This is a genomic window from Sporosarcina ureae DSM 2281, assembly GCF_000425545.1.
Lineage (GTDB): Bacteria > Bacillota > Bacilli > Bacillales_A > Planococcaceae > Sporosarcina > Sporosarcina ureae.
The window spans coordinates 201220-226987 of record NZ_AUDQ01000003.1 but is presented as its reverse complement, the minus strand read 5'-3'; the positions used below and the strand labels follow the sequence as shown (position 1 = coordinate 226987).

Below are 25768 nucleotides of genomic sequence, written 5' to 3'. Positions count from 1 at the left end.
GCGATGGGAGGTGGACCTATGTCAGCAGATGTACTGTCCCAAAATGAAATAGATGCACTGCTGTCTGCTTTATCGACGGGTGAAATGTCAGCAGAGGAAATGAAAAAGGAAGAAGAAACTAGAAAAGTACGTGTCTATGACTTTAAGCGTGCTCTTCGTTTCTCTAAAGATCAAATTCGGAGTTTGACAAGAATTCATGAGAACTTCGCTAGACTACTGACGACGTACTTCTCGGCCCAGCTGCGTACGTATGTGCAAATCAATGTGATGTCGGTAGACCAGATTCCGTTTGAAGAATTTATTAGCTCGATACCGAATATGACATTAATCAATATATTTGATGTATCACCGCTTGAAGGGAATATTTTGATGGAAGTCAATCCGAATGTCGCGTATTCAATGTTGGAGCGACTAATGGGTGGTTTTGGGTCGAGTTCAGGAAAAGCGGAAAATATGACAGAGATTGAAACGAAGATCTTGACCAATTTGTTTGAACGTTCATTTGACAGCTTACGGGAAGCTTGGTCAGGGCTAATTGACATTGATCCGTATCTGACAGAGATGGAAGTCAATCCTCAATTTCTTCAAATGATTTCACCGAACGAAACGGTGGTCGTTATTTCATTTAATATTATGATTGGTGAATCTAGCGGCATGATCAACATGTGTATTCCACACATTGTGTTGGAACCGATTATTCCGAACCTTTCTGTGCAGTACTGGATGCAGACGAATAAAAAAGAACCTACTGCTGAACAAAGCATAGAATTGGAAAGACGTATTAAAAATGCATCACTCCCTATAGTAGCTGACCTTGGGAAAGGTCAAATATCTATCGAAGATTTCTTGCATCTGCAGCTTGGTGATGTAATTTCATTGGATACTAGCATTGAGGAACCTCTAACGATAAGAATAGGGGAAAAGCCTAAATTCACAGCACAGCCAGGAAAATTACGTAATCGTATGGCTGTTCAAATACTGGAAATTTTGAATACGGGAGAGGATAACGATGATGAGTGATAATATTCTCTCACAGGAAGAGATTGAAGCGTTGTTACGGGGTGAAACATTAGAACCTGCAGATACAACTGAACCTGAACCCAAATTTATCGATATTAGCAACTATTTGACCGAAATGGAGCAAGATGCATTAGGTGAAGTGGGAAATATCTCGTTCGGCAGTTCAGCAACCGCGCTTTCCGCTTTGCTTGGGCAAAAAGTAGAAATCACAACACCACAAATTTCACTAATTCAACGTGATAACCTGGAAGATGATTTCGTCCATCCATATGTAGCCATCAAGGTCGAATATACCGAAGGATTAAGCGGCGTCAACCTGTTGGTGATCAAACAAAGTGATGCAGCAATCATTGCAGACCTCATGTTGGGTGGAGACGGGACAGCGCCGAATCAAGAGCTAAGTGAAATTCATTTGAGTGCGGTGCAAGAAGCGATGAATCAAATGATGGGATCTTCTGCGACTTCGATGTCTACTATCTTCAACAAAAAAGTAGATATTTCACCACCTACTATTGATTTGATGAATATCCAAATAGACCAGGGAACCGAAAATATTCCTGCGCATAATTTATTAATTCGTGTGTCTTTCAATTTAAAAGTTGGCGAGTTGATTGATTCTGATATTATGCAATTATTCCCACTGGAATTCGGCAAAAAGTTAGTATCTTCACTAATGGGGGAAGAAGAAGCGGCAACCGTGACGGAAGTACCACCTAATTCGCAAGCACCTTCATATTCTGAGCCGGAGCCTGCATATGAACCAGAACCTACACCTGTACAGCCACAATCACAATATCAAGCGCCACCTGTCCAGGAACCTTCTGCACCACGACAGACTCAAGCACCTGTGCATGTCCAGCAAGCAGAGTTTGCCAGTTTTCAAGCACCTTCTTTAAACAAGGAAGAATCAAACAATTTAAATTTACTACTTGATATACCTCTTCAAGTAACAGTAGAATTAGGACGTACGAAGCGTTCTGTTAAAGAAATTCTCGAAATGTCTGGAGGTTCAATTATTGAACTAGATAAATTGGCAGGGGAGCCTGTCGATATATTAGTCAATAATCGCTATATTGCGAAAGGGGAAGTAGTCGTAATTGACGAAAACTTTGGAGTCCGCATTACAGATATTTTAAGTCAAATGGATCGATTAAATAATTTACGATAGAAGATACTTGGAGGGATTATGAATGGGAAAACGAATTTTGGTAGTAGATGACGCGGCATTTATGCGCATGATGATCAAGGATATTTTAACAAAGAATGATTATGAAGTAGTGGGAGAGGCAGCAGACGGTGCTCAAGCCGTCGAAAAGTATAATGAACTGAAGCCAGACTTGGTAACAATGGATATCACGATGCCTGAAATGGACGGCATTGCTGCGCTGAAAGCAATTAAAAGTACACATCCATCTGCAACTATCATCATGTGTTCCGCAATGGGACAACAAGCAATGGTAATCGATGCAATTCAAGCCGGAGCAAAAGACTTTATCGTTAAGCCATTCCAGGCGGACCGTGTGATTGAAGCGATCGACAAAGCGTTGAGCTAACTGTAAATTATGAATGTAAAACGAGTAATCCAATGTGTACTACTACTCATTCTATGTTTTGCCATCATGCCATTTGCTTATGCAGAAACAGATCCTGACGTCAGCGTATCAGACTGTATTGGAAAAGGTAAAAACTGCGAAGAAAAAGCACCAGTTGCAGAGAATAATAATCAAAATTTAGTGCCAAGTACTGAGTTGGACGAGCCTAAAGGTCCTACAGTAAAAGACTATATCCGAACTATTTTTGCGTTTGTATTTGTAATCGGTTTACTCGTGTGGTTACTACGTTTCATGAACAAACGTAATAGAAATTTCGACTCCAATCGACTGATGACGAATATGGGCGGAGTTCCGTTAGGTCAAAATAAATCTATTCAACTAGTGAAAATGGGTAATCATTATTTTGTGGTCGGTGTTGGAGAAAATGTACAGCTGCTACGGGAAATAGAAGATCCAGATGAAATTGCTGAGTTACTTGCACGTTATGATCAAGGAAATGATATTCAGAAGGGTATATTTTCACAACTATACTCACGATTTTTCTCAAAGGCAGAGCATTCTGCTTCAGAACAAGCTACATTCAGTCAATTGTTTTCTTCCAAAATGGATGAAATCAAAGCTGATCGTAAAGAACAGTTAAAACGTTTAAATCGGAAGGAGAGCGACCGCGATGGTTGATTTTCTGGACACATTTTCTGACAGTGATCCCACCAATGTCTCTACTTCCATTAAGATGTTGCTATTACTTACGGTATTGTCACTTGCACCTGCAATTTTAATCCTGATGACTTCGTTTGCCAGGATTATTATTGTTTTGTCATTTGTACGGACAGCGCTAGCTACGCAACAAATGCCTCCCAACCAAGTGTTGGTTGGATTAGCATTATTTCTAACATTCTTCATCATGTCGCCTGTGTTATCTCAAGTGAACGAGGAGGCGTTAACACCATTGTTTGATGAAGAAATCAGTTTGGACGAAGCATACGAGCGGGCAAGCGTACCATTTAAAGAATTTATGAGTCAACATACAAGGCAGAAAGATTTAGAATTATTCATGCGCTATAACCAGATGGAGCGACCAGATACGATTGAAGATATTCCGCTTACGATGATGGTACCTGCGTTTGCCCTCAGTGAAATTAAGACAGCATTTCAAATGGGCTTTATGATTTTTATTCCATTTCTCGTAATCGATATGATTGTTGCCAGTGTGCTCATGTCTATGGGTATGATGATGCTTCCGCCGGTAATGATTTCCTTACCGTTCAAGATTTTGTTATTTGTACTAGTTGACGGTTGGTATCTCATTATCCAGTCATTGCTACAAAGCTTTTAGGGAGGAATTTGAATGACGAGTGAATTTGTTATATCCATTGCAGAACGTTCAGTTTGGGTTATTCTCCTTGCATCAGGACCTCTCCTAATTGTAGCTTTAGTGACAGGGCTTGCCGTAAGTATTTTTCAGGCAACTACACAAATTCAAGAACAAACTTTGGCATTCGTACCGAAAATTGTAGCGGTTATGGTTGCTATCATATTTTTTGGGCCTTGGATGTTATCGTATGTTATCAATTATGCGAGCGAAATTTTTTCTAATCTTTCCAGGTATATCGGGTGATTAAATGAATGAACTGATTCCGTCCTTACCTGCATTTTTACTTATCTTAACTCGTGTTACCTCTTTCTTCGTAACACTGCCATTATTCTCATACAAGACCATTCCAGCTACACAACGGTTACTGTTCGGGGCAATATTGGCCTGGATGATGTCTTATTCTATTACAATGCCTGAACTGGAAATCAATGGTCAATACATATTACTTGTACTTAAAGAAGCGGTAGTCGGCTTATCAATCGGCATTGCCGCTTTTATTATTATGTCGGCTATTCAAGTGGCTGGTGGGTTGATTGACTTTCAGATGGGATTTGCCATTGCGAACGTCATTGATCCGCAAACAGGCGCACAGTCTCCATTGCTTGGACAATTTCTTAATTCACTGGCGATGTTATTATTACTAGTAGTTAATGGACATCATTTGCTATTAGATGGAATATTTTACAGTTATGAGTTTGTACCAATTACAGCTATGTGGCCTCCTTTTGGTAGTCCAAACATGGCAGAATTTATTGTCTTGACGTTTGCAAAATCCTTTGCAATTGCATTTCAAATGGCGATTCCAGTCGTAGCCACATTATTCCTAGTCGATTTAGCACTTGGTATAACGGCACGTGCTGTGCCACAACTGAATATTTTTGTAGTTGGGTTCCCAATTAAAATTGGTGTCAGTTTCTTGGTAATTGTGACGATGTCCAGTGTCTTCATCATCGTAATGAAGAAAATTTTTGAAGTCATGATTGTGACAATGAGAAGTCTAATGATTCTGCTCGGAGGTGGCTGACTTGTTACTAAGGCTAGATTTACAATTTTTTGCCGGTGAGAAGACAGAAAAAGCTACTCCGAAAAAACGAGAAGATTCCAGAAAGAAAGGGCAAGTACTAAAGAGTCAAGACGTAACGGCTGCGATTGTACTCCTTTCAATTTTTATATTTATGTTCTTTGCTGCAGGTTTTATCCGGGATAATTTCTTTGTTTTTTTTCGAGAATCTTTTACGCACTTTATTCCAATAAAATCCATGGATCAAGAACAGGTCATGTTAGTATACATAAGCGTTATTAAACAAATGGCTATCATTTTATTGCCAATTATGTTGATCGCAGTTATTGCGAGTATCGCAGCCAACTTGCTACAATTTGGTCTCTTATTCACTGCAGAGACGTTAAAGTTTGATTTAAAGAAAATTGATCCAATCAAAGGGTTAAAACGAATTTTTTCTATTCGTGCAATAGTAGAGTTATTGAAATCCATATTAAAAATTTCTTTTATTGGAACCGTTACAACACTTATTATATGGAGCAATTTGGGACAAGTGCTCGACTTGGCTTTTAGAACACCACAAGTAACACTGGTGACTGTAGCGAAATTAGTCGGAATGATGGGGATTATTGCCTCATTGGTGTTATTGTTCATATCCATTTTGGATTTTCTTTATCAGAAATTTGATTATGAAAAAAATCTTAAAATGTCTAAACAAGATATTAAAGATGAAAGTAAGAATATGGACGGTGATCCGTTGATCAAATCGCGTATTAGACAGCGTCAGCGTGAAATGGCGATGCGTCGGATGATGCAAGAGATACCGGAAGCGGATGTAGTGATCACCAATCCTACACATTTTGCTATTGCGTTGAAGTACGATGAAGATCAAATGGATTCACCAATCGTTGTTGGAAAAGGTGCAGATTTTGTCGCACAAAAAATTAAAATGATTGCCGCTGAGCACGATATTGTCATGGTAGAAAATCGACCTCTAGCACGTGCTATGTATGACGAAGTAGAGATTGGAGATCGAATACCTGAACAGTTCTTTAAAGCAATCGCAGAAATTTTAGCCTATGTATATCGAATTCAAAAGAAAATATAAGTTATATAAGAAAGTAGGGATGGCATGCAGTTTAAAGATATAGGAGTACTCGCGGCGGTTATTATGATCATTGCGATGCTTGTCATCCCGTTACCACCTTGGTTATTAAGTTTCTTGATTATTATCAATATCACACTTGGGTTAATGGTTTTACTAACTGCTATGAATATGCAGGAAGCACTACAATTCTCTATCTTTCCCTCGCTATTATTATTACTCACATTATTCCGTCTAGGACTTAACGTTTCTACAACACGTGCGATTCTGTCGGAAGGTAATGCAGGTGGAGTAGTTGACACATTTGGTACATTCGTTACCGGTGGAAATATTATTGTGGGACTAGTAGTTTTTGTTATTTTGATCATCATTCAGTTTATTGTAATAACAAAAGGTTCGGAGCGTGTTTCCGAAGTTGCAGCACGTTTTACGCTTGATGCAATGCCGGGTAAGCAAATGAGTATTGATGCCGACTTAAACGCAGGAATGATTTCCGATATAGAAGCCCGCACACGGCGTGAAAAAGTAAGTAATGAAGCCGATTTCTATGGTGCTATGGACGGTGCGACAAAATTCGTTAAAGGGGATGCGATTGCCGGGATTATCATCGTTATGATCAACTTATTGGTCGGTATGATTATTGGTGTCGTGCAGATGGGGTTGCCGTTTGCGGAAGCAGCACTTCAGTTCTCTACACTTACTGTCGGGGATGGAATTGTTTCTCAAATACCAGCCCTGTTGATTTCAACGGCGACAGGTATCGTAGTTACACGTGCTGCATCAGAGGGAAACTTAGGTACGGACATAACGAATCAGTTACTAGGACAGCCTAAATTACTTTATGTAGCATCGATTACCGTTCTATTATTAGGTCTAGCCACGCCAATTAATGATGTATTAACCATTCCGATTGCAGGTGCACTCGCAATGGGTGCGTTTATGATGTCACGTAAAGAAGATGAAGACCCAGATGAATTATTAGAGATGGAAGAAAATGTAGAGACTGAAGGATTAAAAAGACCTGAAAATGTCGTGGACCTCCTGAATGTTGACCCCATTGAGTTTGAATTCGGTTATGGTCTCATTCCACTTGTAGATGCAACGCAAGGTGGAGATTTGCTGGATCGAGTGGTTATGATTCGTCGTCAGTTGGCGATAGAACTTGGACTCGTCATTCCAGTTGTTCGTATCCGGGATAATATCCAATTACAACCAAATGAATATCGTATCAAAATTAAAGGGAATGAAATGGCTAGGGGAGAATTATTATTAGATCATTATCTAGCTATGAGTCCTGGGGGCGAAGATTTAATAGAGGGAATAGATACTGTAGAGCCTTCGTTTGGATTGCCGGCGAAATGGATTACTGAAGAAGCGAAAGAAGATGCAGAAATTATGGGCTACACAGTCGTGGATCCACCAAGTGTTGTATCTACACATTTGACTGAAGTCATTCGTGCTAATGCATCCGATTTACTAGGACGTCAGGAAACCAAGCAATTAGTAGATCACGTACACGAAACATATCCGATTTTGGTTGATGAACTTACACCGACTCCATTATCTATTGGCGAGATACAAAAAGTGCTTGCTAAATTATTGAACGAACAAGTTTCCGTCCGAAACTTACCGATCATTTTTGAGACGCTTGCAGATTATTCAAAGTACACATCCGATGTGGATGTACTGACAGAATACGCCCGACAATCACTGGCGCGTCAGATCACAAGTCAATTTGTAGTAGGTAACGGGGCGTTAAAAGTATTAACAGTCTCTGGGAAAGTAGAGAAACTGATTGCTGATAGTATCCAACAGACTGAACAGGGGAACTTCCTTTCTATTGACCCATCACAATCGCAACTAATCTTGGAACGAATTGCGCAAGAAGTAGAACGGGTAGCTATGCTGGACCAATCACCTGTAATTTTATGTTCACCTGCTATTCGTATGTACTTACGTCAAATTACGGAGCGGTATTTCCCACAGATACCTATACTCTCCTATAATGAATTAGAAGCATCAGTGGAAGTCCAAAGTGTAGGGGTGGTGGATATTTAATGAAAATGAAAAAGTATACAGCATCTACTATGGTCGAAGCTATGGTGAAAGTCCGTGAAGATTTTGGAGACGACGCCGTCATTCTAAGTTCAAACGTTACGAAAACAAAAGGCTTTTTGGGCCTTTTTCGTAAACGTTCAGTAGAAGTGGTTGCAAGTTATGATAAAACGAATGCTGAGCGTACATATGAATCACAAGTCCGTTCTGTGCAAGCTGTTGCAGAACCGGAGTCTGTTGAACGTATGCAACGAGAAATGCGGGAGATTAAGCAAATGCTGAAAGATATACAACCAGTTGATCAGTCATTTGAAAAGTATCCTGATGAACTACTACCTATATTGAAGAAGTTACAGATGCAAGGTCTGGCAAGCGAACATATCACTGATATTGGCAATCTAGTGTTCAATCGAATGAAGCAAGATAAGATCGATTTTACTGATGAACAGCAAATAGAATTAATTAGAACGTGGTTCAGTGATCGTCTTCGCAACATACCTTTCGGCGGAATCTCATATGAGAAAAAGTTTATTAATGTACTAGGCCCGACTGGTGTGGGGAAAACAACGACTATTGCGAAAATCGCCGCACGTGCATTATTGGAAGAAAAAAAGAAAGTCGGTTTTATTACGACCGATACGTACCGAATTGCGGCAATTGAACAATTACGAACATACGCCAATTTACTTCAGGCACCAGTCGAAATTGCTTATAACGAACAAGACTTCTGCACCGCAATCGAAAAGTTAAAAGATCTTGATCTCATATTTATCGATACAGCAGGACGAAATTATAAAGAAGCAAAATATGTCGATGATTTATCGAAACTCATTGATTTTTCATTAGATATGGAAACGTTTCTTGTGTTATCTACTACGTCAAAGGAACAGGATATGGACACTATCATTGGACAATTTGATAAGTTTCCAATCAAAAAATTCATATTTACCAAAACCGATGAAACCAATTCAGTCGGGTCGATTATTAATTTGATGCTGAAATACGATTTAGGGATGGCATACTTCACCGATGGACAAGAAGTACCTGAGGACTTGGCAGAAGCCAGCTTGGAAAAGATATTGGATCTTCTATTAGCAGGTGATTCAAATGCATGATCAGGCGGAAGCACTGCGACTAAAAATGATGAAAAGTCAACGACCAGTGGCTCGCGCAATTGCCATTGTCAGTGGTAAAGGCGGGGTAGGCAAATCGAACTTTACTGCTAATTTCTCATATGCACTCGTTGCGAAAGGCAAAAAAGTATTAATTGTAGACATGGATATCGGAATGGGTAATATTCATATATTATTTGGCGCTACACCAACGTATCATCTAAAAGATTATTTGACTGATCAGCAACAATTACAGAATGTCGTGACACCAATTGAAGAAAATCTTGCATTTATTGCGGGTGGATCTGGCCTAGAAAGTGTGGTCGAGTGGTCGGACATGATGTTTGAACGACTAATTGAGGCATTCTCTGTTTTGCAGATGGAATATGATGTCATATTATTCGATATGGGAGCAGGAGCAACGAAGAGTTCAATTGATTTGATTTTGGCAATGGATGAGATTGTTTTAATTGCGACACCGGAGCCAACTTCTATTACGGATGCATATTCGATGATTAAGTTCATCTGTCTTCAAGATGCGAGCAAAACTATTAAAATAGTCAGTAACCGTGTTCTAAAGGAGCAAGATGGACGTGATTCCGTTGCGCGTCTTCAGCTAGCTATGCGAAAATTTTTATCCGTAGATCCTAGTGTTTTAGGGTTTTTACCGGACGACATTCATGTGCGTAATGCGGTAATCGCTCAAGTCCCTTTCGTCAAATTATATCCTAATGCAAAAGTTAGCAAGCGAATGCTAGCGATTGCGGACACATTTATTCACGGCAACAAACCGTGCACCTCTATTGAAACCTCTGGATTCTTAGATAAAATTAAAGGTGTTTTTCTGAAGGGGCGTGTGTAGTTTGATCATCACAAAGAAAAAACGAGTTCTCGTTGTAGATGACTCGGCTTTTATGCGGAAGTTAATTTCTGACATGTTGAATAAACACCCTATGATGGAAGTGATCGGCATTGCTAGAAATGGCAAAGACGCAGTGGAAAAAGTACGTGATCTTCAGCCCGATGTCATTACGATGGACATTGAAATGCCTGTAATGAATGGACTGGAAGCTCTAAAGTTCATTATGGATCAAATGCCGATCCCTGTAGTGATATTATCAAGTACGACAAAACATAATACAGAAAATGCAGTTCTGGCGATAGAATACGGAGCTGTCGACGTGATAGCAAAACCTGGTGGTGCTATTTCATTAAATCTTCATGAGATCGAAAAAGAAATTGTGGAGAAAGTATTTGCGGCATCAAATGTAGTCATTCAAACATTGACGCGACAAATAACACCAATACAAAAGCGTCATACAGCAACGACAGGTAGACAAAACATAGAGAAAGAAAGCAGAAAAGCTCCAATAATTCCTGTGAAAACAGTAAACATACCTAAAAAAAGACACTTATTGCTAAGAAGTTTGTTATAATAGGCACATCGACAGGTGGACCAAGGGCCTTGCAAGAAGTTATTACAAGGTTTCCAGCAGAATTTCCATATCCAATTCTAATTGTCCAGCATATGCCACCTGGATTTACTAAATCTTTGGCCGAACGACTGAATGGTCTGAGTGAGATTACAGTTAAAGAAGCTGAACACGGAGAACCGATCGAAAATGGGACAGCTTATATCGCGCCAGGCGGCTTGCATTTGAAGTTTGAAAAATTTGGAAAGGGTTATCAAGTTGTTTTGGACGGGGACGAAGCGCCGCGTTCTGGACATCGCCCTGCAGTAAACGTGTTATTAGAATCAGCATCAACACATAAAGAACTAGAATATATTACGGCGATCATGACAGGCATGGGATATGACGGCAAAGAAGGTATGGAATTATTACGTGCTTCATGTAAGACGATTACTATAGCGGAATCCAAAAACACGTCCGTTGTATATGGAATGCCCAAAGCGATAATTGATGCTGGTCTTTGCGACGAAATTAAAGATGTACAACAGATCGCCAAAGCAATAATTGGAAATTTGAAGTAACTAGGGGGCTTTACAATGGATGTAAGTCAGTATTTGGACATGTTCATCGAAGAGAGTAAAGAACACTTGCAAGCTTGTAGCGAACAGTTGCTGGCACTAGAGAATAATCCAGATGATCTGGCAATTGTCAATGAAGTTTTTAGAGCGGCACATACGCTTAAAGGAATGTCAGCGACAATGGGATATGAGGACATTGCAAATTTAACACATAAAATGGAGAATGTCCTAGATGCAATTCGAAACTCGAAGATCAGTGTTACAACAGAAATTTTAGATGTGGTATTTGAAGCAGTCGATGATCTCGAACTAATGGTACAAGACATCGAATCAGGTGGTGACGGAAAAAAAGATGTCAGTAAGTTAGTGGACACTCTTAATCGGATTGAAGCTGGACAACCACTTGATTTAGCAACTGAACCTGCAGCAACAACTGAGGAAGCTTTAATTGAAGTCGTAACTTCGACAGGCATTCATTATGATGAGTTTGAGTTGACGGTTATTTCTCAATCTGCTGAGCAAGGCTTTAATGCATTAGAGATCACAGTTACACTACGTGATGATTGCTTGTTGAAAGTAGCTCGGGTATTCATGACATTTGAAATCTTGGAAAAGTCAGGCGAAGTTATCAAAACGATTCCTACAGTAGAACAATTAGAAAATGAGGATTTCGATCAGAAGTTTACGATTGTGTTATTGACTCAAGAAGACGCCGAAGATTTAAAGGCAAAAGTACTGAAAGTTTCTGAAATAGAAGATGTACATATTACACACATCACAGATGAGTATGTGCAGAAATATAAGCAAGCCCCATTGAATAATAGTGAAGCTGAACTGGAAGTTATAGATACAACCAGTATGCCTGTTGCTAAAGCTATAACAACTAAAGAAGCACCTAAGGAAACTATTAAAACTAAAAAGGTGACATCTTCCAATTCCAATAAAACCATCCGGGTAAATATTGATCGACTCGATATTTTGATGAACTTATTTGAAGAGCTTGTCATTGACCGTGGTCGCCTTCAGTCGATTGCCAGTGAATTGCATAACCCTGAATTGAATGAATCCGTAGAAAGAATGACACGGGTATCAGGTGACTTACAAAACATTATTTTAAATATGCGAATGGTACCTGTCGAAACAGTCTTCAATAGATTTCCAAAAATGGTTCGGCAATTAGCACGTGACCTCAATAAGAAAATCGATTTGGAAATTATCGGAGCTGAGACAGAGTTGGATCGTACCGTAATTGATGAAATTGGAGATCCACTCGTTCATTTGATTCGGAATGCTCTGGATCACGGCATCGAAATGCCAGAAGAACGGATTGCGAATGGCAAGCCAGAAATTGGAACTGTAACATTACGTGCCTATCATTCGGGTAACCATGTATTTATCGAGCTCGAAGATGATGGAGCGGGTGTAAACCGTGAACGCGTGGTAGGTAAAGCAATTGAACGGGGTATTGTTAGTCCGGAAGCTGCCGATTCATTGACGAATAAACAAGTAGCCGAATTGATATTAGCTTCAGGGTTTTCAACTGCGGCTTCCATTACGGATGTATCAGGTCGAGGTGTCGGTCTAGATGTAGTGAAAAACACAATCGAATCTCTTGGCGGACATATTTCTATTGATTCCACTGAAGGAAAAGGTTCGTTATTCCAGGTGCAGTTACCTCTGACTCTATCTATTATTTCGGTAATGTTAGTAGAGTTGGATAAAGAAATTTATGCTATCCCTTTGTCGTCCATAATTGAAACTGCCATTATTCAAAAGGCAGATATCTTAAATGCCCACAATCAGCCAGTAATCGATTTCCGTGGAACAATTGTGCCGTTGGTGGACTTAAAAGATATATTTGAAATGAAGAATAGAAGTAATGATGAAGATGAGTTCCAATCGATTGTAATTGTTCGTAAGGGTGAAAGTTTAGCTGGGTTAGTCGTAGATTCATTTATTGGCCAACAGGAAATTGTACTGAAATCACTCGGCGAATATTTACAGAGTGTCTTTGCGATATCTGGTGCTACGATTTTAGGAAATGGTCAAGTAGCATTAATAATTGACTGTAATGCATTGATTAAATAATCGAGGTGGAGACATGACAAAAGCAACAGAAGTAAGCGACATGAAAGTGATCGTCTTCCAATTGATGAATAAAGAATATGCAATTGGCCTTGACGTAGTAGAATCCATTGAGAAGTCACTATCGATTACACGTGTTCCCCGTATGCCTTCTTATGTCAAAGGAGTGTTAAATTTACGTGGGGTAGTGACGCCAGTAGTGGACTTACGTGAACGGTTTGATATGGAATATAAAGAGTTTGATGAGACGAGTTGCATTATTATCGTTTCGCATGCGGGTTCAGAAGTCGGGTTAATTGTAGATGATGCGAATGACGTGATGGATGTTCCGATAAGTGCAATAGGCCCTCAACCGGAAGTAGTGGGATCTGTGGAGTCCGAATTCATTTCAGGCGTGGCGAAAGTAGGGAAGCGTTTGTTGGTCATGCTGAATTTGGAAAAAGTCCTACAACCGATCAAGAAGGGGAATGCGGATGAATTCTAAAAACGACATCACCGAAATGCACCTGGATGTCTTAAAGGAAATTGGGAATATTGGAGCAGCACACGCTGCAACGTCACTATCTCAGTTGCTAGGTCAGAAAATTGACATGCGTGTACCTAAAGTTGAACTGGTTACATTTGATGAAATGTTTGATTTAGCCGGTGGTACGGAAAAAGTAGTGGCGGGTATTTTTCTCCGTATCGATGGAGATTTGACCGGCACGATGTTTTTCGTACTGACTATTGAATCGGCTACACAATTTATTCGCAAATTGACAGGGGACGTAGCGTTTACATTTACCGATGTAGAGGATTTGGGTATGGGAGCTTCTGCGTTACAAGAGTTGGGAAACATCCTGTCAGGTTCTTACCTATCCGCGCTTTCTGATTTTACTTCATTAAACATCTATCCAACCGTACCTTCATTAAGTATAGATATGGTGGGTGCTATTGTGAGCTTTGGCCTGATCGAAGTATCTCAATACAGTGATGAAGTCATCGTCATTGAGACGGAAATTTTACAAGCAGGGAAACAAGGTGTTTCGAGCTTAGCTGGCCACTTCTTTTTGTTACCCGATCCGCCGTCTTATCGCACGATATTCAGTTCGTTGGGTGTCTTATAGATGGCAAGCGTTCAAACAGTAGTGCGTGTAGGGATTGCAGATATGAACATTGCAAAATCTCCTCAAACGATTCGCACATCAGGACTGGGATCGTGTGTTGGTGTAGTACTGTATGATTCTTCGAAGAAAATAGCAGGCATGGTTCATGTCATGTTACCTGACAGTGAGTTGGGTAAATCGACAAAACTGAACGTGGCGAAATTCGCAGATACGGGCATCCACGCTATGTTGGAGTTATTAAAATCAGAAGGAGTTAGACCTTTCAGTATTAAAGCGAAAATTGCTGGCGGTGCGCAAATGTTTCAGTTCGGTTCAAATGATACAATCCGTATCGGTCCGCGTAATGTAGAAGCGGTAAAAAAAGAATTAAAAAGATATTCGATCCCAATTGTTGCAGAAGATACTGGTGGATCGAGTGGTCGTACAATTGAATTCGATCCAGATACGAGTACCCTGTATATTCGCACCGTCAATGCTGGAACGCAGGAAATTTAACAGTATGAACGATGGCGGCTAATGCATTAGTCGCCTTTATCTATTGTAATTTGTTATACTTATACATAAAGAGATAAAATCGGTAGAAGGAACCTGACGGGAAAGGCGTGAATTCGATGACAAATCAAGATGTAACTGAACGGCATCAGTGGAAGTTATGGATTGAAAACCGTGATCCTGATGCAGGTGATACGTTAGTTCGAATGTATACACCGCTTGTGAATTATCATGTTCAACGAATCAGTGCTGGACTGCCGAAAAACGTATCGCGTGATGAAATCAAATCTCTTGGCTACCAAGGGCTTTTCGATGCATTAACAAAATTTGACCCATCGCGTGACTTGAAATTTGACACATATGCATCATTTCGGATTCGAGGTACAATTATAGACGGTTTGCGAAAAGAAGATTGGTTATCACGCTCTTCGAGAGAAAAAACTAAAAAAATGGATGATGAAATTAGTAAGCTCGAACAAACCTACTTGCGAACGGTGACTCCTGAAGAAGTAGCAGATCATTTAGGTATTACAACTGATCAAGTCTATCAAACTGTGCATGAGCAGTATTTTGCCAATGTACTGTCCATTGATGAAAAAATGAATGATGACGATGACCAAGACCAGACTTTTGTATTGCAGGACGAACAAACGAAAACACCAGAACAACAAGCCGTTAAAGGTGAATTGATTGAAGAATTGATAATGAAAATCAAAGAGCTAAATGAAAATGAACAATTGGTACTTAGTTTGTTTTATCAAGAAGACATGACGCTGACGGAAATCGGAGAAATATTAAGTCTCTCTACGTCTAGGATCTCACAAATACATTCAAAAGCATTATTTAAGTTACGGTCGCTACTAGCGGATGAAATTACGGATGGAGGGATTTTATGAGTTTGAAAGCTATCGAACTTCAAATTGCTATCCCTAAAACATTTGAGGCAGGTAAAATAGCGGAGCAAAAGCAGCAACAGTCTCAACTTGCTCAGGACGTTGCCAATATGCAAACAGAAAAGCAAACGCTAAAAAGTCGAGAAACGGTTATGAAATCTGATCCATATGCAAAGTTGGATGGAGATGATCGGCAACCTGACGATGAGTCTCAACGACATCTAGAAAAAATAGAGAAAGAACAGCAGCAAGCCAAGCATCCGTTTAAAGGTTCGTTTGTTGATTATAGTGGGTAATATCATGGGGATTTTACTAGCTCTCTTATTCATCTTACAAATCATTGGATTTATGGTCATGACATTGCTGTACTTAAAAATATTGAAATTCAATAATCTGGAGAAAAAGCAACAACAGCTTATGAAAGAAATGGATCAATCCGTATTAGCTTACTTAGGAGAAATCAAAGAAGAAAACGATCGTTTGATTCATGAACTGAATCAACGAACGGAATATCAAATGAAACACACTTCAAACTTAGCGCCAAAAGAGCAGTCAGTATCAGAAGGTTTTGAAGTGCCTGATCCACAACCGAAGCCACATCCGGTTCCTGTACAATTTGCTTTACGTTCTTATCAGAAGACGCTTGAAATCGAAAAGAATGAAATAGAAACGAAACCAGTAATTCAACCTAAACCACTTGACGATAGACAGAAAGCGAAACAGCTTTATGCGGAAGGTACATCAATAGTGGATATTGCAAGAGAGTTGAAAAAAGGTAAGACAGAAATCGAATTGTTGTTAAAGTTTGAGTGAAATTAAACACAGTAGTTGCAAACAACGTAGGATTGTGTTAATTTAATAGATGGTATTACTACACACGCGTGCGGATGAATGAGTGGGTGCCATTATGGTCACTTATTCGCTGGAAGTACGCGGAGGATAAAAAAACCAATAGGAGGAATTAAACATGTCAGTAATCTCAATGAAACAATTGCTAGAAGCTGGTGTACATTTCGGACACCAAACACGTCGTTGGAACCCAAAAATGAAGAAATATATCTTCGTGGAGCGTAACGGCATCTACATCATCGACCTTCAAAAAACGGTCAAAAAATTGGAGGAAGCTTACAACTTCATGCGCCAAGTCGGTGCTGATGGTGGTAAAGTTCTTTTCGTAGGTACGAAGAAACAAGCACAAGAAGCTATCAAAGAAGAAGCAGAGCGTGCTGGAATGTACTACATTAACCAACGTTGGTTGGGTGGAACATTGACTAACTTCGGTACTATTCAAAAGCGTGTAGCACGTATGAAAGCTATTGAGAAAATGGAAGAGGATGGCACGTTTGACGTACTTCCTAAAAAAGAAGTTTCTCAATTAAATAAAGAACACGAACGTCTTGTGAAATTCCTAGGCGGTATCCGTGACATGAAAGGCTTGCCAGATGTAATCTTTATCGTGGATCCACGTAAAGAGCGTATCGCGGTAGCTGAAGCAATCAAATTGAATATTCCACTCGTTGGAATCGTTGATACTAACTGTGATCCGGACGAAATCGATTATGTCATTCCTGCGAACGACGATGCAATCCGCGCAGTACGTTTACTTACAAGCAAAATGGCAGATGCTTTGATTGAATCCCGTCAAGGTGAAGACGACGAAGTAGCTGAAACAGTAAACGAAACAGCAACTGTTACTGCAGACTGAAATGAGTAAATGATGAGACGATAAGTGGCGTACCCCTTATCGTCTCTTTTTAAAGCAATAAGCAACTTTAAATGATATTTAATAGGAGGAATTGTCAAATGGCAACAATTACAGCCCAAATGGTTAAAGAACTTCGTGAAAAAACAGGCGCAGGTATGATGGACTGCAAAAAAGCATTGACTAAAGTAGATGGAGATATGGACGCAGCAATGGAATATATGCGTGAGAAAGGTCTTTCAAGTGCAGCGAAGAAAGCGGATCGTATTGCAGCTGAAGGTGTCGCAAATATTTTAATTCAAGGTAACGAAGCAGTTATTCTTGAAGTGAATGCTGAGACAGACTTCGTAGCGAAAAACGAAGGCTTCCAAACACTTGTTAAGGAAATTTCTGAGTTCTTACTTGCTACAAAACCTGCTTCAGTAGAAGAAGCTAACGTAGCGAAATTAGAAAATGGTTTAACTGTGTCTGAACATATTTCAAACGCAGTAGCTAAAATCGGAGAGAAAATTACTCTTCGTCGTTTTGAAATCCGTGAGAAGACAGATCAAGATGCTTTCGGTCCATACCTACACATGGGTGGGCGAATTGCAGTGTTGACTGTTCTTGAAGGTTCAACAGATTCTGATGCAGCGAAAGATGTAGCAATGCATATCGCAGCAATGAACCCGAAATACATTTCACGCGACGAAGTATCTGCTGACGAAGTGGAAAAAGAGCGTAACATTTTGACTGAGCAAGCTTTGAATGAAGGCAAGCCAGAAAACATCGTAGCGAAAATGGTAGAAGGACGCCTAGGTAAATACTTCGAGGAAATCTGTGTCTTAGATCAAGCTTTCGTTAAGAATTCTGATCAAAAGGTTCGCGATTTCGTGAAGACAACTGGCGGAACATTAGTAGAGTTCATTCGTTATGAAGTAGGCGAAGGTATTGAAAAGCGTGAAGATAACTTTGCTGACGAAGTAATGAGCCAAGTAAAAGGTAACTAAGTATAATCCAATCGTACAGAGGGGCACATCCATCATGTGTTCCTCTTTTTTGAGAATAGGAAATTGCAGGAGGGCCAACATGAGTATTCCAATATATAAACGCATCGTGTTAAAATTGAGTGGAGAAGCATTAGCTGGAGAACAAGGCTACGGATTGTCTCCGGAGGTTGTTAAATCGGTTGCAAGCCAAGTGGAAGAGTTAGTAGAGCTTGGTGTAGAAGTAGCAGTAGTAGTAGGTGGCGGTAACATTTGGCGAGGGAAAGTCGGAAGTGAAATGGGAATGGACCGTACAACAGCTGACTACATGGGAATGCTTGCAACGGTTATGAACTCTCTTGCTCTTCAAGATGCTCTTGAAAAACTAGGAACAGAAACTCGAGTTATGTCTTCTATTGACATGAGACAAGTTGCTGAACCTTACATACGCCGGAAAGCAATTCGTCATCTAGAAAAAAAGCGTGTCGTAATATTTGCAGCAGGAACTGGTAACCCTTATTTTTCTACAGATACAACAGCCGCTTTACGTGCTGCTGAAATCGAAGCGGATGTCATTTTAATGGCGAAGAACAACGTAGACGGTGTGTATTCGGCCGATCCGATGAAAGATTCAACAGCTACAAAATACTTAGAACTGTCCTATCTTGAAGTGATAAGTCAAGGGCTTGAAGTAATGGATTCGACTGCTTCGACTCTATGTATGGACAATGATATCCCACTCGTAGTATTCTCAATTATGGATAATGGTAATATTAAAAAAGCCGTACTTGGTGATGAAATCGGGACGGTCGTCAGGAGGAATAAGCAATGACAAAAGAAGTGATGAATCAGACGAAAGAACGTATGGATAAAGCACATAGCGCCTATTCAAGACAATTGGCATCTATCCGTGCTGGAAGAGCTAACGCGAGCTTATTAGACAGAATTTCCGTTATATATTACGGAGCTCCTACGCCACTAAATCAAATGGCTGGAATCTCGGTGCCTGAGCCACGTTTGTTAGTCGTTCAACCATATGATAAGACTACAATCAGTGAAATCGAAAAGGCTATCATGAAATCAGATATCGGTATTACGCCTTCTAGCGATGGATCAGTTATTCGTCTTGCTGTACCTGCACTTACAGAAGAACGCCGTAAAGAATTGGTGAAAGATGTAAAACGTGAAGCGGAAGATGCAAAAGTAGCGATAAGAAATGTCCGCCGCGACAGCAATGAAGACTTGAAGAAACTTGAAAAAGATGCAGAAATTACTGAAGATGAGTTACGCCGTTATAACGAACAAGTACAAAAGCTGACGGATGAGTTTATCGAAAAGATCGATCAAACAGCAAAAGATAAAGAAAACGAAATCTTGGAAATCTGAGTACAGAACTTTCTATAAGGAGGAGCGTCCTACTTTTAGGACGCTCTTTTCTTTCTTTTGCATGCTATTTACCATGCAATTTGGTAGGATAGTCAGTAGGAGTATCCGAATAGAGCCAAGTGGGGGAACGCTATGCTTAAAAAACTAATGCGAAAAAAAACGGCAGACATTCAGTTGTTAGACGAACGGATGGAAGCTGTTAAAAATAGACAAATTCCTAACCATGTGGCGATTATCATGGATGGAAACGGAAGATGGGCGAAGCAACGTAAAATGCCACGAATTGCTGGTCATCACGAAGGAATGAAGACTGTTCGTCAGATCACCAATTTTGCAAACGCTATGGGTGTGAAAGCACTCACTCTTTACGCGTTTTCTACTGAAAACTGGAAGAGGCCTAGGATAGAAATTGACTTTTTGATGAATCTTCCGGGCGAGTTCCTCAATACGTATTTACCTGAGCTAATGGAAAAAGGTATCAAAGTAGAGATGATAGGAGATATGGATGCACTTCCGAGTCATACAAAGAATGCGATTATGAAAGCAATAGAGCAAACTAAAGATAACAAAGGTTTAGTTTTGAATTTTGCGATGAATTATGGAAGTAGAGTGGAACTAGTTCATGCAATGAAAGAATTGGCAGAAGAAGTGGCTGCTGGAACATTAAAAGTGGATGAAGTGAATGAAAGTTCCATTGGTTCCAAACTAATGACCGCGCACTTACCAGACCCCGACTTACTGATTCGCACAAGCGGCGAAGTGCGTCTGTCTAATTTTATGCTATGGCAACTAGCCTATGCAGAATTCATTTTCACGGATGTATTATGGCCAGATTACGATGAAGACTGCTTTTTACAGGCAATTGAAGTTTTCCAAAAAAGGGATCGACGCTTTGGAAGCTTGGAAGGAGATCAGAAAAGATGAAGCAAAGAATCATCACCGCAATTGTAGCTCTTGCATTTTTTGTGCCGTTAATTATCGTCGGTGGATTGCCATTTATTATGATGATTTTTGCAATATCTACGATTGGCTTATACGAACTACTACGCATGCGTAATATGTCCATTTTTTCTGTCGGTGGATTTATCTCTTGGTTACTACTACTCGTCATTTTACTTCCATCTAGATGGACAGAACAGGTAGAAAGCGCTATGAGATTAGAGAAACTTGAAATGATCTATGTATTGATATTATTGTTATTGGTTTATACTGTAGTAATGAAAAATAAATGGACATTCGAAGATATTGCTTTCAGTGCAATTAGTGCCTTGTATGTTGGTATTGGATTCTATTATTTAATTGAAACTCGTTTATTTGGTTTAGAGTACATAGGCTATGCGTTACTTATCATCTGGTCAACAGATTCGGGTGCGTATTTTGTCGGACGTAAAATTGGTAAACGAAAACTCTGGCCGGATATCTCACCTAATAAAACGATTGAAGGATTTATTGGGGGGATAATCTCTGCGATCGTGATTACGCTAATTTTTAATATGTTTTACCCTATCGCTACGTCATACGTGTCATTCATTATCATAACTATAGTGGCATCCATTGTAGGTCAAATGGGAGACTTAGTTGAATCTGCACTGAAACGTTTCTATAACGTAAAAGATTCAGGAAAGTTGTTGCCTGGTCATGGTGGTATTATGGACCGATTTGACAGCTTACTATTTGTACTCCCATTGCTTCATTTTGTTCAATTCATAGGATAATGGAAAGGAAGTTCATAATATGAAGAAAATCAATTTGCTTGGTGCTACGGGTTCTATAGGTACTCAGACATTAAGCATTATTGCGGCTCATCCTGATCGCTTTGAGTTAACGGCAATGTCGGCAGGAAGAAACATTCAAAAAGTAAGTGAAATCATTACAAGATTTCATCCGAAATTAGTTTCTGTTTTGAAAGAAGCTGACGCTGTCCGCTTACAAAATGAGTTTCCTGAAGTTCAATTTGTTCATGGCGACGAAGGACTTATTGAAGCGGCGGTTGGAATGGAAGCAGACATTTTGCTGAACTCGGTCATCGGCAGTGTAGGACTGAGACCGACACTCGCTGCGATTAAAGCCGGCATGACGATTGCTATTGCTAATAAAGAAACGCTGGTAGCTGCAGGGAATTTAGTCATGGAAGCGGCACAACGTTATAACGTTCCGCTTGTTCCAGTAGACAGTGAACACTCTGCATTATTCCAGTCATTAAATGGTGAGAATCAGAAACGTATCACAAACTTGATATTAACAGCATCCGGTGGGAGTTTTAGGGACTATACGCGAGATCAACTTCAGAACGTTACAGTGGTACAAGCACTCGCCCATCCCAACTGGTCGATGGGTAATAAATTAACTATTGATTCGGCAACGATGATGAACAAAGGGTTAGAAGTGATAGAAGCACATCATTTATTTGCGATGCCATATGATCAGATAGAATGTCTACTACATAAAGAAAGTATTATCCACTCGATGGTGGAATTTGAAGATACAAGCGTCATGGCACAACTAGGTTCACCTGATATGCGTGTTCCGATTCAATACGCACTAACATATCCGGATCGTATTCCAATGGCTGATGCTAAACGTCTTCGTCTTGATGAAATCGGCAAATTACATTTTGAAAAAATGGATTATGAACGATTTAAAGCCTTGTCACTTGCATATGATGCAGGTAGGGAAGGGGGCACTATGCCTACAGCGATGAATGCGGCCAATGAAGTGGCGGTTCAACTGTTCATGGAAGGTCATATTTCCTTCATGCAAATCGAAGAAATTATTGAACAGATGATGCAGCAACATCAAACTATTCAAAATCCTAATTTGGAAGAAATTTTGGAGACAGATCGCGATACGCGAAAAAGAGTCTATGGTATAGTTAAGTATAAAGATTAATTTCAGGCTGTTACAGCCGGTGAAGGTGGTTACTGAATGGAAACGGTTATTGCGTTTATAGTAATATTCGGGACACTTGTAGCATTTCATGAGTTTGGTCATTTCTTGTTTGCTAAGAAGGCTGGCATCATGGTTCGAGAGTTCGCTATCGGAATGGGACCTAAAATTTTAGCCGTTCGTAAAGGTGAAACGCAATACACAATCCGCCTGTTACCTTTAGGAGGATATGTACGGATGGCTGGTGAAGATTTCGATACAGTCGAATTACAGCCAGGTTACCGCGTAGGTTTATTATTGAATGCTCAAGACGAAATAGAAAAGATTTACTTGAATCGAAATGTTTCCAATCCGAATATTTTAAACGTGGAAGTAGAGAAGTCGGATCTGGACAAAGAATTATATATTGAAGGATATGATGAAGATGGACAATTGGTTCATCTAAAAATCTCCAGAACGGCTATGATTATCGAAAAAGGGCAAGAGACATTAATTGCTCCCTACGATCGTCAGTTTGAATCCAAGTCATTGGGGAGCAGGGCGTTGGCAATATTTGCAGGACCGCTGTTCAATTTCATATTGGCATTTTTCATATTCCTAGCTCTTGGGTTAATGAATGGCGTACCAACCAATGAACCGATTATCTCAGAAGTGAAACCGGATACGCCTGCAGAGATGGCTGGAATGAAAAAAGATGACTTAGTCACAGCAGTTGACGGTAAGTCAATTGATTCTTGGCTGAAGTTTTCTGAAGCGATTCAAAAAAGTGCTGGAGTTCCGATGTCTATAGAAGTCGATCGAGCAGGTAAGCAAGTAATTTTAGACGTAGTACCTGATACAGTGGAAGATGCCGGACAGGAATTCGGTCAAATTGGTGTGATGTATTCAAGTCCATTGGAAAAAGGATTCATTAAATCGATAGTGTTCGGTGCCGAACAAACATACACGTGGACTGTGAAGATCTTTGAATTATTAGGTATGCTAGTTACAGGTCAGTTCACAATAGACGCGTTGTCTGGTCCTGTAGGTATCTATAAAGCGACAGAAGAGGTCGCTCAACACGGCATTTTCAATTTAATGAATTGGGGCGCTGTGCTAAGTATTAATCTAGGGATCATGAACTTACTGCCATTGCCTGCGTTAGACGGCGGAAGGCTGTTGTTCTTCCTGTTTGAAGGCTTACGGGGTAAACCGATTGATAAACAAAAAGAAGGCATGGTGCATTTTGTAGGTATCATGTTATTAATGGTTTTGATGCTTGTTGTGACATGGAATGATATACAACGATTTTTCTTCTAAAAAAGGTGGATGTATATGATGAAACAATCGAAAACATTTATACCCACAATGCGTGAAAATCCATCCGATATAGAGATGCGTTCACATCAATTGTTGTTGCGCGCAGGTTATATCCGACAGAATGCCAATGGTGTTTACACATATTTAACTCTTGCACAAAGAGTATTCAGAAAAATTGAAGCGATAATCCGTCAAGAAATGGAAGCTATAGAAGGTATAGAAATTTCTTTACCAGCATTGCAAAGCTCGAGTATTCTAAAAGAAACCGAACGGTGGGATTCATACGGTAAGGAAATGTTCCATGTCGCTGACAGACAGACCAATCAATTGGCATTGAGTTCGAGTGATGAAGAAGCGATCATTGACTTACTGCGTGATGAAGTACGATCGTATAAAAAGTTACCATTAACCATATTTCAAATCAAAACAAAATTTCGCGACGAAATAAAACCGCGTGCTGGTCTACTTCATAGCAGAGAATTCATAAGAAAAGACGCCTACTCATTCCATTCAACGGAAGAGAGTTTGGATGAAAAGTATTTGGAAGTCATGCAAGCATACACCAATATGTTAACCCGTCTCGGTATGCATTTCCGCATGGTTATATCGGATGGTGGAACAGGTTCTCATGAGTTCATAGCGTTAACTGAAAACGGTGAAGACCGAATTGCATATAGCGATAGTTCTTCCTACGCTGCAAATATGGAGTTTGCTGAAGTTCACGTAGATTACGAAACACCAAAAGAAAAACAGTTGGAGATGATAAAAATCTCCACTCCGAATCAACGTACTATTGAAGATCTTGCTTCATTTTTATCCGTTAATCCTGAGCGTATTATCAAATCATTGGTGTATAAAGTGGACAATGATTTTGTCATGGTAGTATGTCGAGGCGATCATTGTGTAAATGAATATAAATTAAAGCGTTTTTTAAACGTAAAACATATGGAGCTGGCAACAGGACAACAAATTGAAGAATTACTAGGCTGTCATACCGGTTCGATCGGTCCTGTGAAACTACCGATTGGTGTAAGGGTATATGCAGATCATGCAGTCAAAGCAATGGTCAACGTAGTGGCAGGAGCAAACATTGACGACTATCACTTATTGAACGTCAATCCTGAACGTGATTTTGCCATTGATGATTATGTGGATATCCGTTTCGTTCAAGAAGGAGATGCTTCTCCTGACGGAATGGGTACGATCAAATTCACTGAAGGAATAGGTGTAGGTCATCTCCGTAAACTTGGTACCATTTTCAGTGAGCAGATGAAAGGAACATTCCTCAATGAACATGGCAGAACAAAGCCTTTCATTATGGGAAGTTATAGCCTAGGAATCTCTCGTTTACTGGCTACAATAGCCGAGCAGTTCAATGATGAAAAAGGCTTGAAGTGGCCGAAGCATTTAGCACCATTCGATATTCATATGATTACAATGAATGTCAAGGATGAGGTTCAAACGCAGCTGGCTGATGAGTTATATGCAGTTCTAGAGTCTTATCGATACGATGTGTTGTATGACGATCGTGCTGAACGAGCGGGCGTGAAATTCGCTGATGCTGACTTGATCGGTTTGCCAGTCCGCATTATAATTGGTAAGAGAGCTAACGAGGGAATTGTGGAAGTCATGTACCGCCACAGTGGTGAATCAATAGATTGGCAAAAGGAAGAAGTGTTGGAAAAGCTTCAATCCTTCTTTAGTGCAGATTAATCCAAGAAGGGGAGTCCGTTAACGGTACTTC

27 protein-coding genes and 1 pseudogene are annotated in these 25768 nt (G+C 40.0%); all 28 read left to right on the top strand.

Annotation, left to right across the window (positions count from 1 at the left end; all coding sequences use genetic code 11):
* The first annotated feature begins 18 nt into the window (after positions 1 to 18).
* A complete protein-coding gene (gene fliM, locus H605_RS0104950; RefSeq protein WP_029053199.1) occupies positions 19 to 1020 on the top strand; it encodes a flagellar motor switch protein FliM in 1002 nt (333 codons plus the stop codon).
* Positions 1013 to 2188, top strand: coding sequence for a flagellar motor switch phosphatase FliY (fliY, locus tag H605_RS0104945; RefSeq protein ID WP_029053198.1), 1176 nt, complete (start codon positions 1013 to 1015; stop codon positions 2186 to 2188). The genes fliM and fliY overlap by 8 nt, the downstream gene beginning before the upstream one ends.
* Positions 2189 to 2210: 22 nt before the next feature.
* On the top strand, positions 2211 to 2573 hold the full coding sequence (locus H605_RS0104940) for a response regulator (protein WP_029053197.1): 363 nt from the start codon (positions 2211 to 2213) through the stop codon (positions 2571 to 2573).
* A gap of 9 nt (positions 2574 to 2582) precedes the next feature.
* Entirely contained in the window at positions 2583 to 3251 is a 669-nt protein-coding gene (locus H605_RS0104935) for a flagellar biosynthetic protein FliO (RefSeq protein WP_029053196.1), read from the top strand.
* Positions 3244 to 3909, top strand: a complete 666-nt coding sequence (gene fliP / locus H605_RS0104930) for a flagellar type III secretion system pore protein FliP (protein WP_029053195.1) — start codon at positions 3244 to 3246, stop codon at positions 3907 to 3909. Before H605_RS0104935 ends, fliP begins: the two co-directional genes overlap by 8 nt.
* A gap of 12 nt (positions 3910 to 3921) precedes the next feature.
* Positions 3922 to 4191, top strand: coding sequence for a flagellar biosynthesis protein FliQ (gene fliQ, locus H605_RS0104925; RefSeq protein ID WP_029053194.1), 270 nt, complete (start codon positions 3922 to 3924; stop codon positions 4189 to 4191).
* 4 nt (positions 4192 to 4195) lie between these two features.
* Entirely contained in the window at positions 4196 to 4972 is a 777-nt protein-coding gene (gene fliR / locus H605_RS0104920) for a flagellar biosynthetic protein FliR (RefSeq protein WP_029053193.1), read from the top strand.
* Entirely contained in the window at positions 4965 to 6056 is a 1092-nt protein-coding gene (gene flhB / locus H605_RS0104915; protein ID WP_029053192.1) for a flagellar biosynthesis protein FlhB, read from the top strand. The genes fliR and flhB overlap by 8 nt, the downstream gene beginning before the upstream one ends.
* 24 nt (positions 6057 to 6080) lie before the next feature.
* Complete coding sequence (gene flhA / locus H605_RS0104910) at positions 6081 to 8111, top strand: flagellar biosynthesis protein FlhA (RefSeq protein ID WP_029053191.1); 2031 nt, start codon at positions 6081 to 6083, stop codon at positions 8109 to 8111.
* The gene (flhF, locus tag H605_RS0104905) at positions 8111 to 9223 is read left to right on the top strand and encodes a flagellar biosynthesis GTPase FlhF (protein ID WP_029053190.1); all 1113 of its coding nucleotides are present in this window, start codon (positions 8111 to 8113) and stop codon (positions 9221 to 9223) included. Before flhA ends, flhF begins: the two co-directional genes overlap by 1 nt.
* Positions 9216 to 10082 carry a MinD/ParA family protein gene (locus H605_RS0104900; RefSeq protein ID WP_029053189.1) on the top strand — a complete coding sequence of 289 codons (867 nt, stop codon included), beginning with the start codon at positions 9216 to 9218 and terminating at the stop codon, positions 10080 to 10082. Before flhF ends, H605_RS0104900 begins: the two co-directional genes overlap by 8 nt.
* Before the next feature lie 52 nt (positions 10083 to 10134).
* A pseudogene (locus H605_RS17400) lies at positions 10135 to 11213 on the top strand (protein-glutamate methylesterase/protein-glutamine glutaminase).
* A 15-nt stretch (positions 11214 to 11228) separates the two neighbouring features.
* Positions 11229 to 13298, top strand: coding sequence for a chemotaxis protein CheA (locus H605_RS0104890; RefSeq protein ID WP_029053188.1), 2070 nt, complete (start codon positions 11229 to 11231; stop codon positions 13296 to 13298).
* 13 nt (positions 13299 to 13311) lie between these two features.
* On the top strand, positions 13312 to 13779 hold the full coding sequence (locus tag H605_RS0104885) for a chemotaxis protein CheW (RefSeq protein ID WP_029053187.1): 468 nt from the start codon (positions 13312 to 13314) through the stop codon (positions 13777 to 13779).
* On the top strand, positions 13769 to 14401 hold the full coding sequence (locus H605_RS0104880; protein ID WP_029053186.1) for a chemotaxis protein CheC: 633 nt from the start codon (positions 13769 to 13771) through the stop codon (positions 14399 to 14401). Before H605_RS0104885 ends, H605_RS0104880 begins: the two co-directional genes overlap by 11 nt.
* Positions 14402 to 14896: a chemotaxis protein CheD gene (locus tag H605_RS0104875; RefSeq protein WP_029053185.1), complete on the top strand. Its 495-nt coding sequence runs from the start codon at positions 14402 to 14404 to the stop codon at positions 14894 to 14896.
* Between the two features lie 116 nt (positions 14897 to 15012).
* Entirely contained in the window at positions 15013 to 15789 is a 777-nt protein-coding gene (locus H605_RS0104870; RefSeq protein ID WP_029053184.1) for a FliA/WhiG family RNA polymerase sigma factor, read from the top strand.
* Positions 15786 to 16082: a hypothetical protein gene (locus H605_RS0104865; protein WP_029053183.1), complete on the top strand. Its 297-nt coding sequence runs from the start codon at positions 15786 to 15788 to the stop codon at positions 16080 to 16082. The genes H605_RS0104870 and H605_RS0104865 overlap by 4 nt, the downstream gene beginning before the upstream one ends.
* A gap of 4 nt (positions 16083 to 16086) precedes the next feature.
* Positions 16087 to 16599, top strand: a complete 513-nt coding sequence (locus H605_RS0104860; protein ID WP_029053182.1) for a helix-turn-helix domain-containing protein — start codon at positions 16087 to 16089, stop codon at positions 16597 to 16599.
* 154 nt (positions 16600 to 16753) lie between these two features.
* Entirely contained in the window at positions 16754 to 17491 is a 738-nt protein-coding gene (gene rpsB / locus H605_RS0104855) for a 30S ribosomal protein S2 (RefSeq protein WP_029053181.1), read from the top strand.
* A gap of 98 nt (positions 17492 to 17589) precedes the next feature.
* Positions 17590 to 18477: a translation elongation factor Ts gene (gene tsf, locus H605_RS0104850; protein WP_029053180.1), complete on the top strand. Its 888-nt coding sequence runs from the start codon at positions 17590 to 17592 to the stop codon at positions 18475 to 18477.
* Positions 18478 to 18556: 79 nt separating this feature from the next.
* Positions 18557 to 19285, top strand: a complete 729-nt coding sequence (pyrH, locus tag H605_RS0104845; protein WP_029053179.1) for a UMP kinase — start codon at positions 18557 to 18559, stop codon at positions 19283 to 19285.
* Positions 19282 to 19839: a ribosome recycling factor gene (gene frr / locus H605_RS0104840; protein WP_029053178.1), complete on the top strand. Its 558-nt coding sequence runs from the start codon at positions 19282 to 19284 to the stop codon at positions 19837 to 19839. The genes pyrH and frr overlap by 4 nt, the downstream gene beginning before the upstream one ends.
* A 132-nt stretch (positions 19840 to 19971) precedes the next feature.
* On the top strand, positions 19972 to 20763 hold the full coding sequence (locus H605_RS0104835) for an isoprenyl transferase (protein ID WP_029053177.1): 792 nt from the start codon (positions 19972 to 19974) through the stop codon (positions 20761 to 20763).
* Positions 20760 to 21554: a phosphatidate cytidylyltransferase gene (locus H605_RS0104830; RefSeq protein WP_029053176.1), complete on the top strand. Its 795-nt coding sequence runs from the start codon at positions 20760 to 20762 to the stop codon at positions 21552 to 21554. Before H605_RS0104835 ends, H605_RS0104830 begins: the two co-directional genes overlap by 4 nt.
* 19 nt (positions 21555 to 21573) lie before the next feature.
* Positions 21574 to 22728 carry a 1-deoxy-D-xylulose-5-phosphate reductoisomerase gene (dxr, locus tag H605_RS0104825; RefSeq protein WP_029053175.1) on the top strand — a complete coding sequence of 385 codons (1155 nt, stop codon included), beginning with the start codon at positions 21574 to 21576 and terminating at the stop codon, positions 22726 to 22728.
* 36 nt (positions 22729 to 22764) lie between these two features.
* Positions 22765 to 24024: an RIP metalloprotease RseP gene (gene rseP, locus H605_RS0104820; RefSeq protein ID WP_029053174.1), complete on the top strand. Its 1260-nt coding sequence runs from the start codon at positions 22765 to 22767 to the stop codon at positions 24022 to 24024.
* An 18-nt stretch (positions 24025 to 24042) separates the two neighbouring features.
* Complete coding sequence (locus tag H605_RS0104815) at positions 24043 to 25737, top strand: proline--tRNA ligase (RefSeq protein WP_029053173.1); 1695 nt, start codon at positions 24043 to 24045, stop codon at positions 25735 to 25737.
* Positions 25738 to 25768 lie beyond the last annotated feature (31 nt).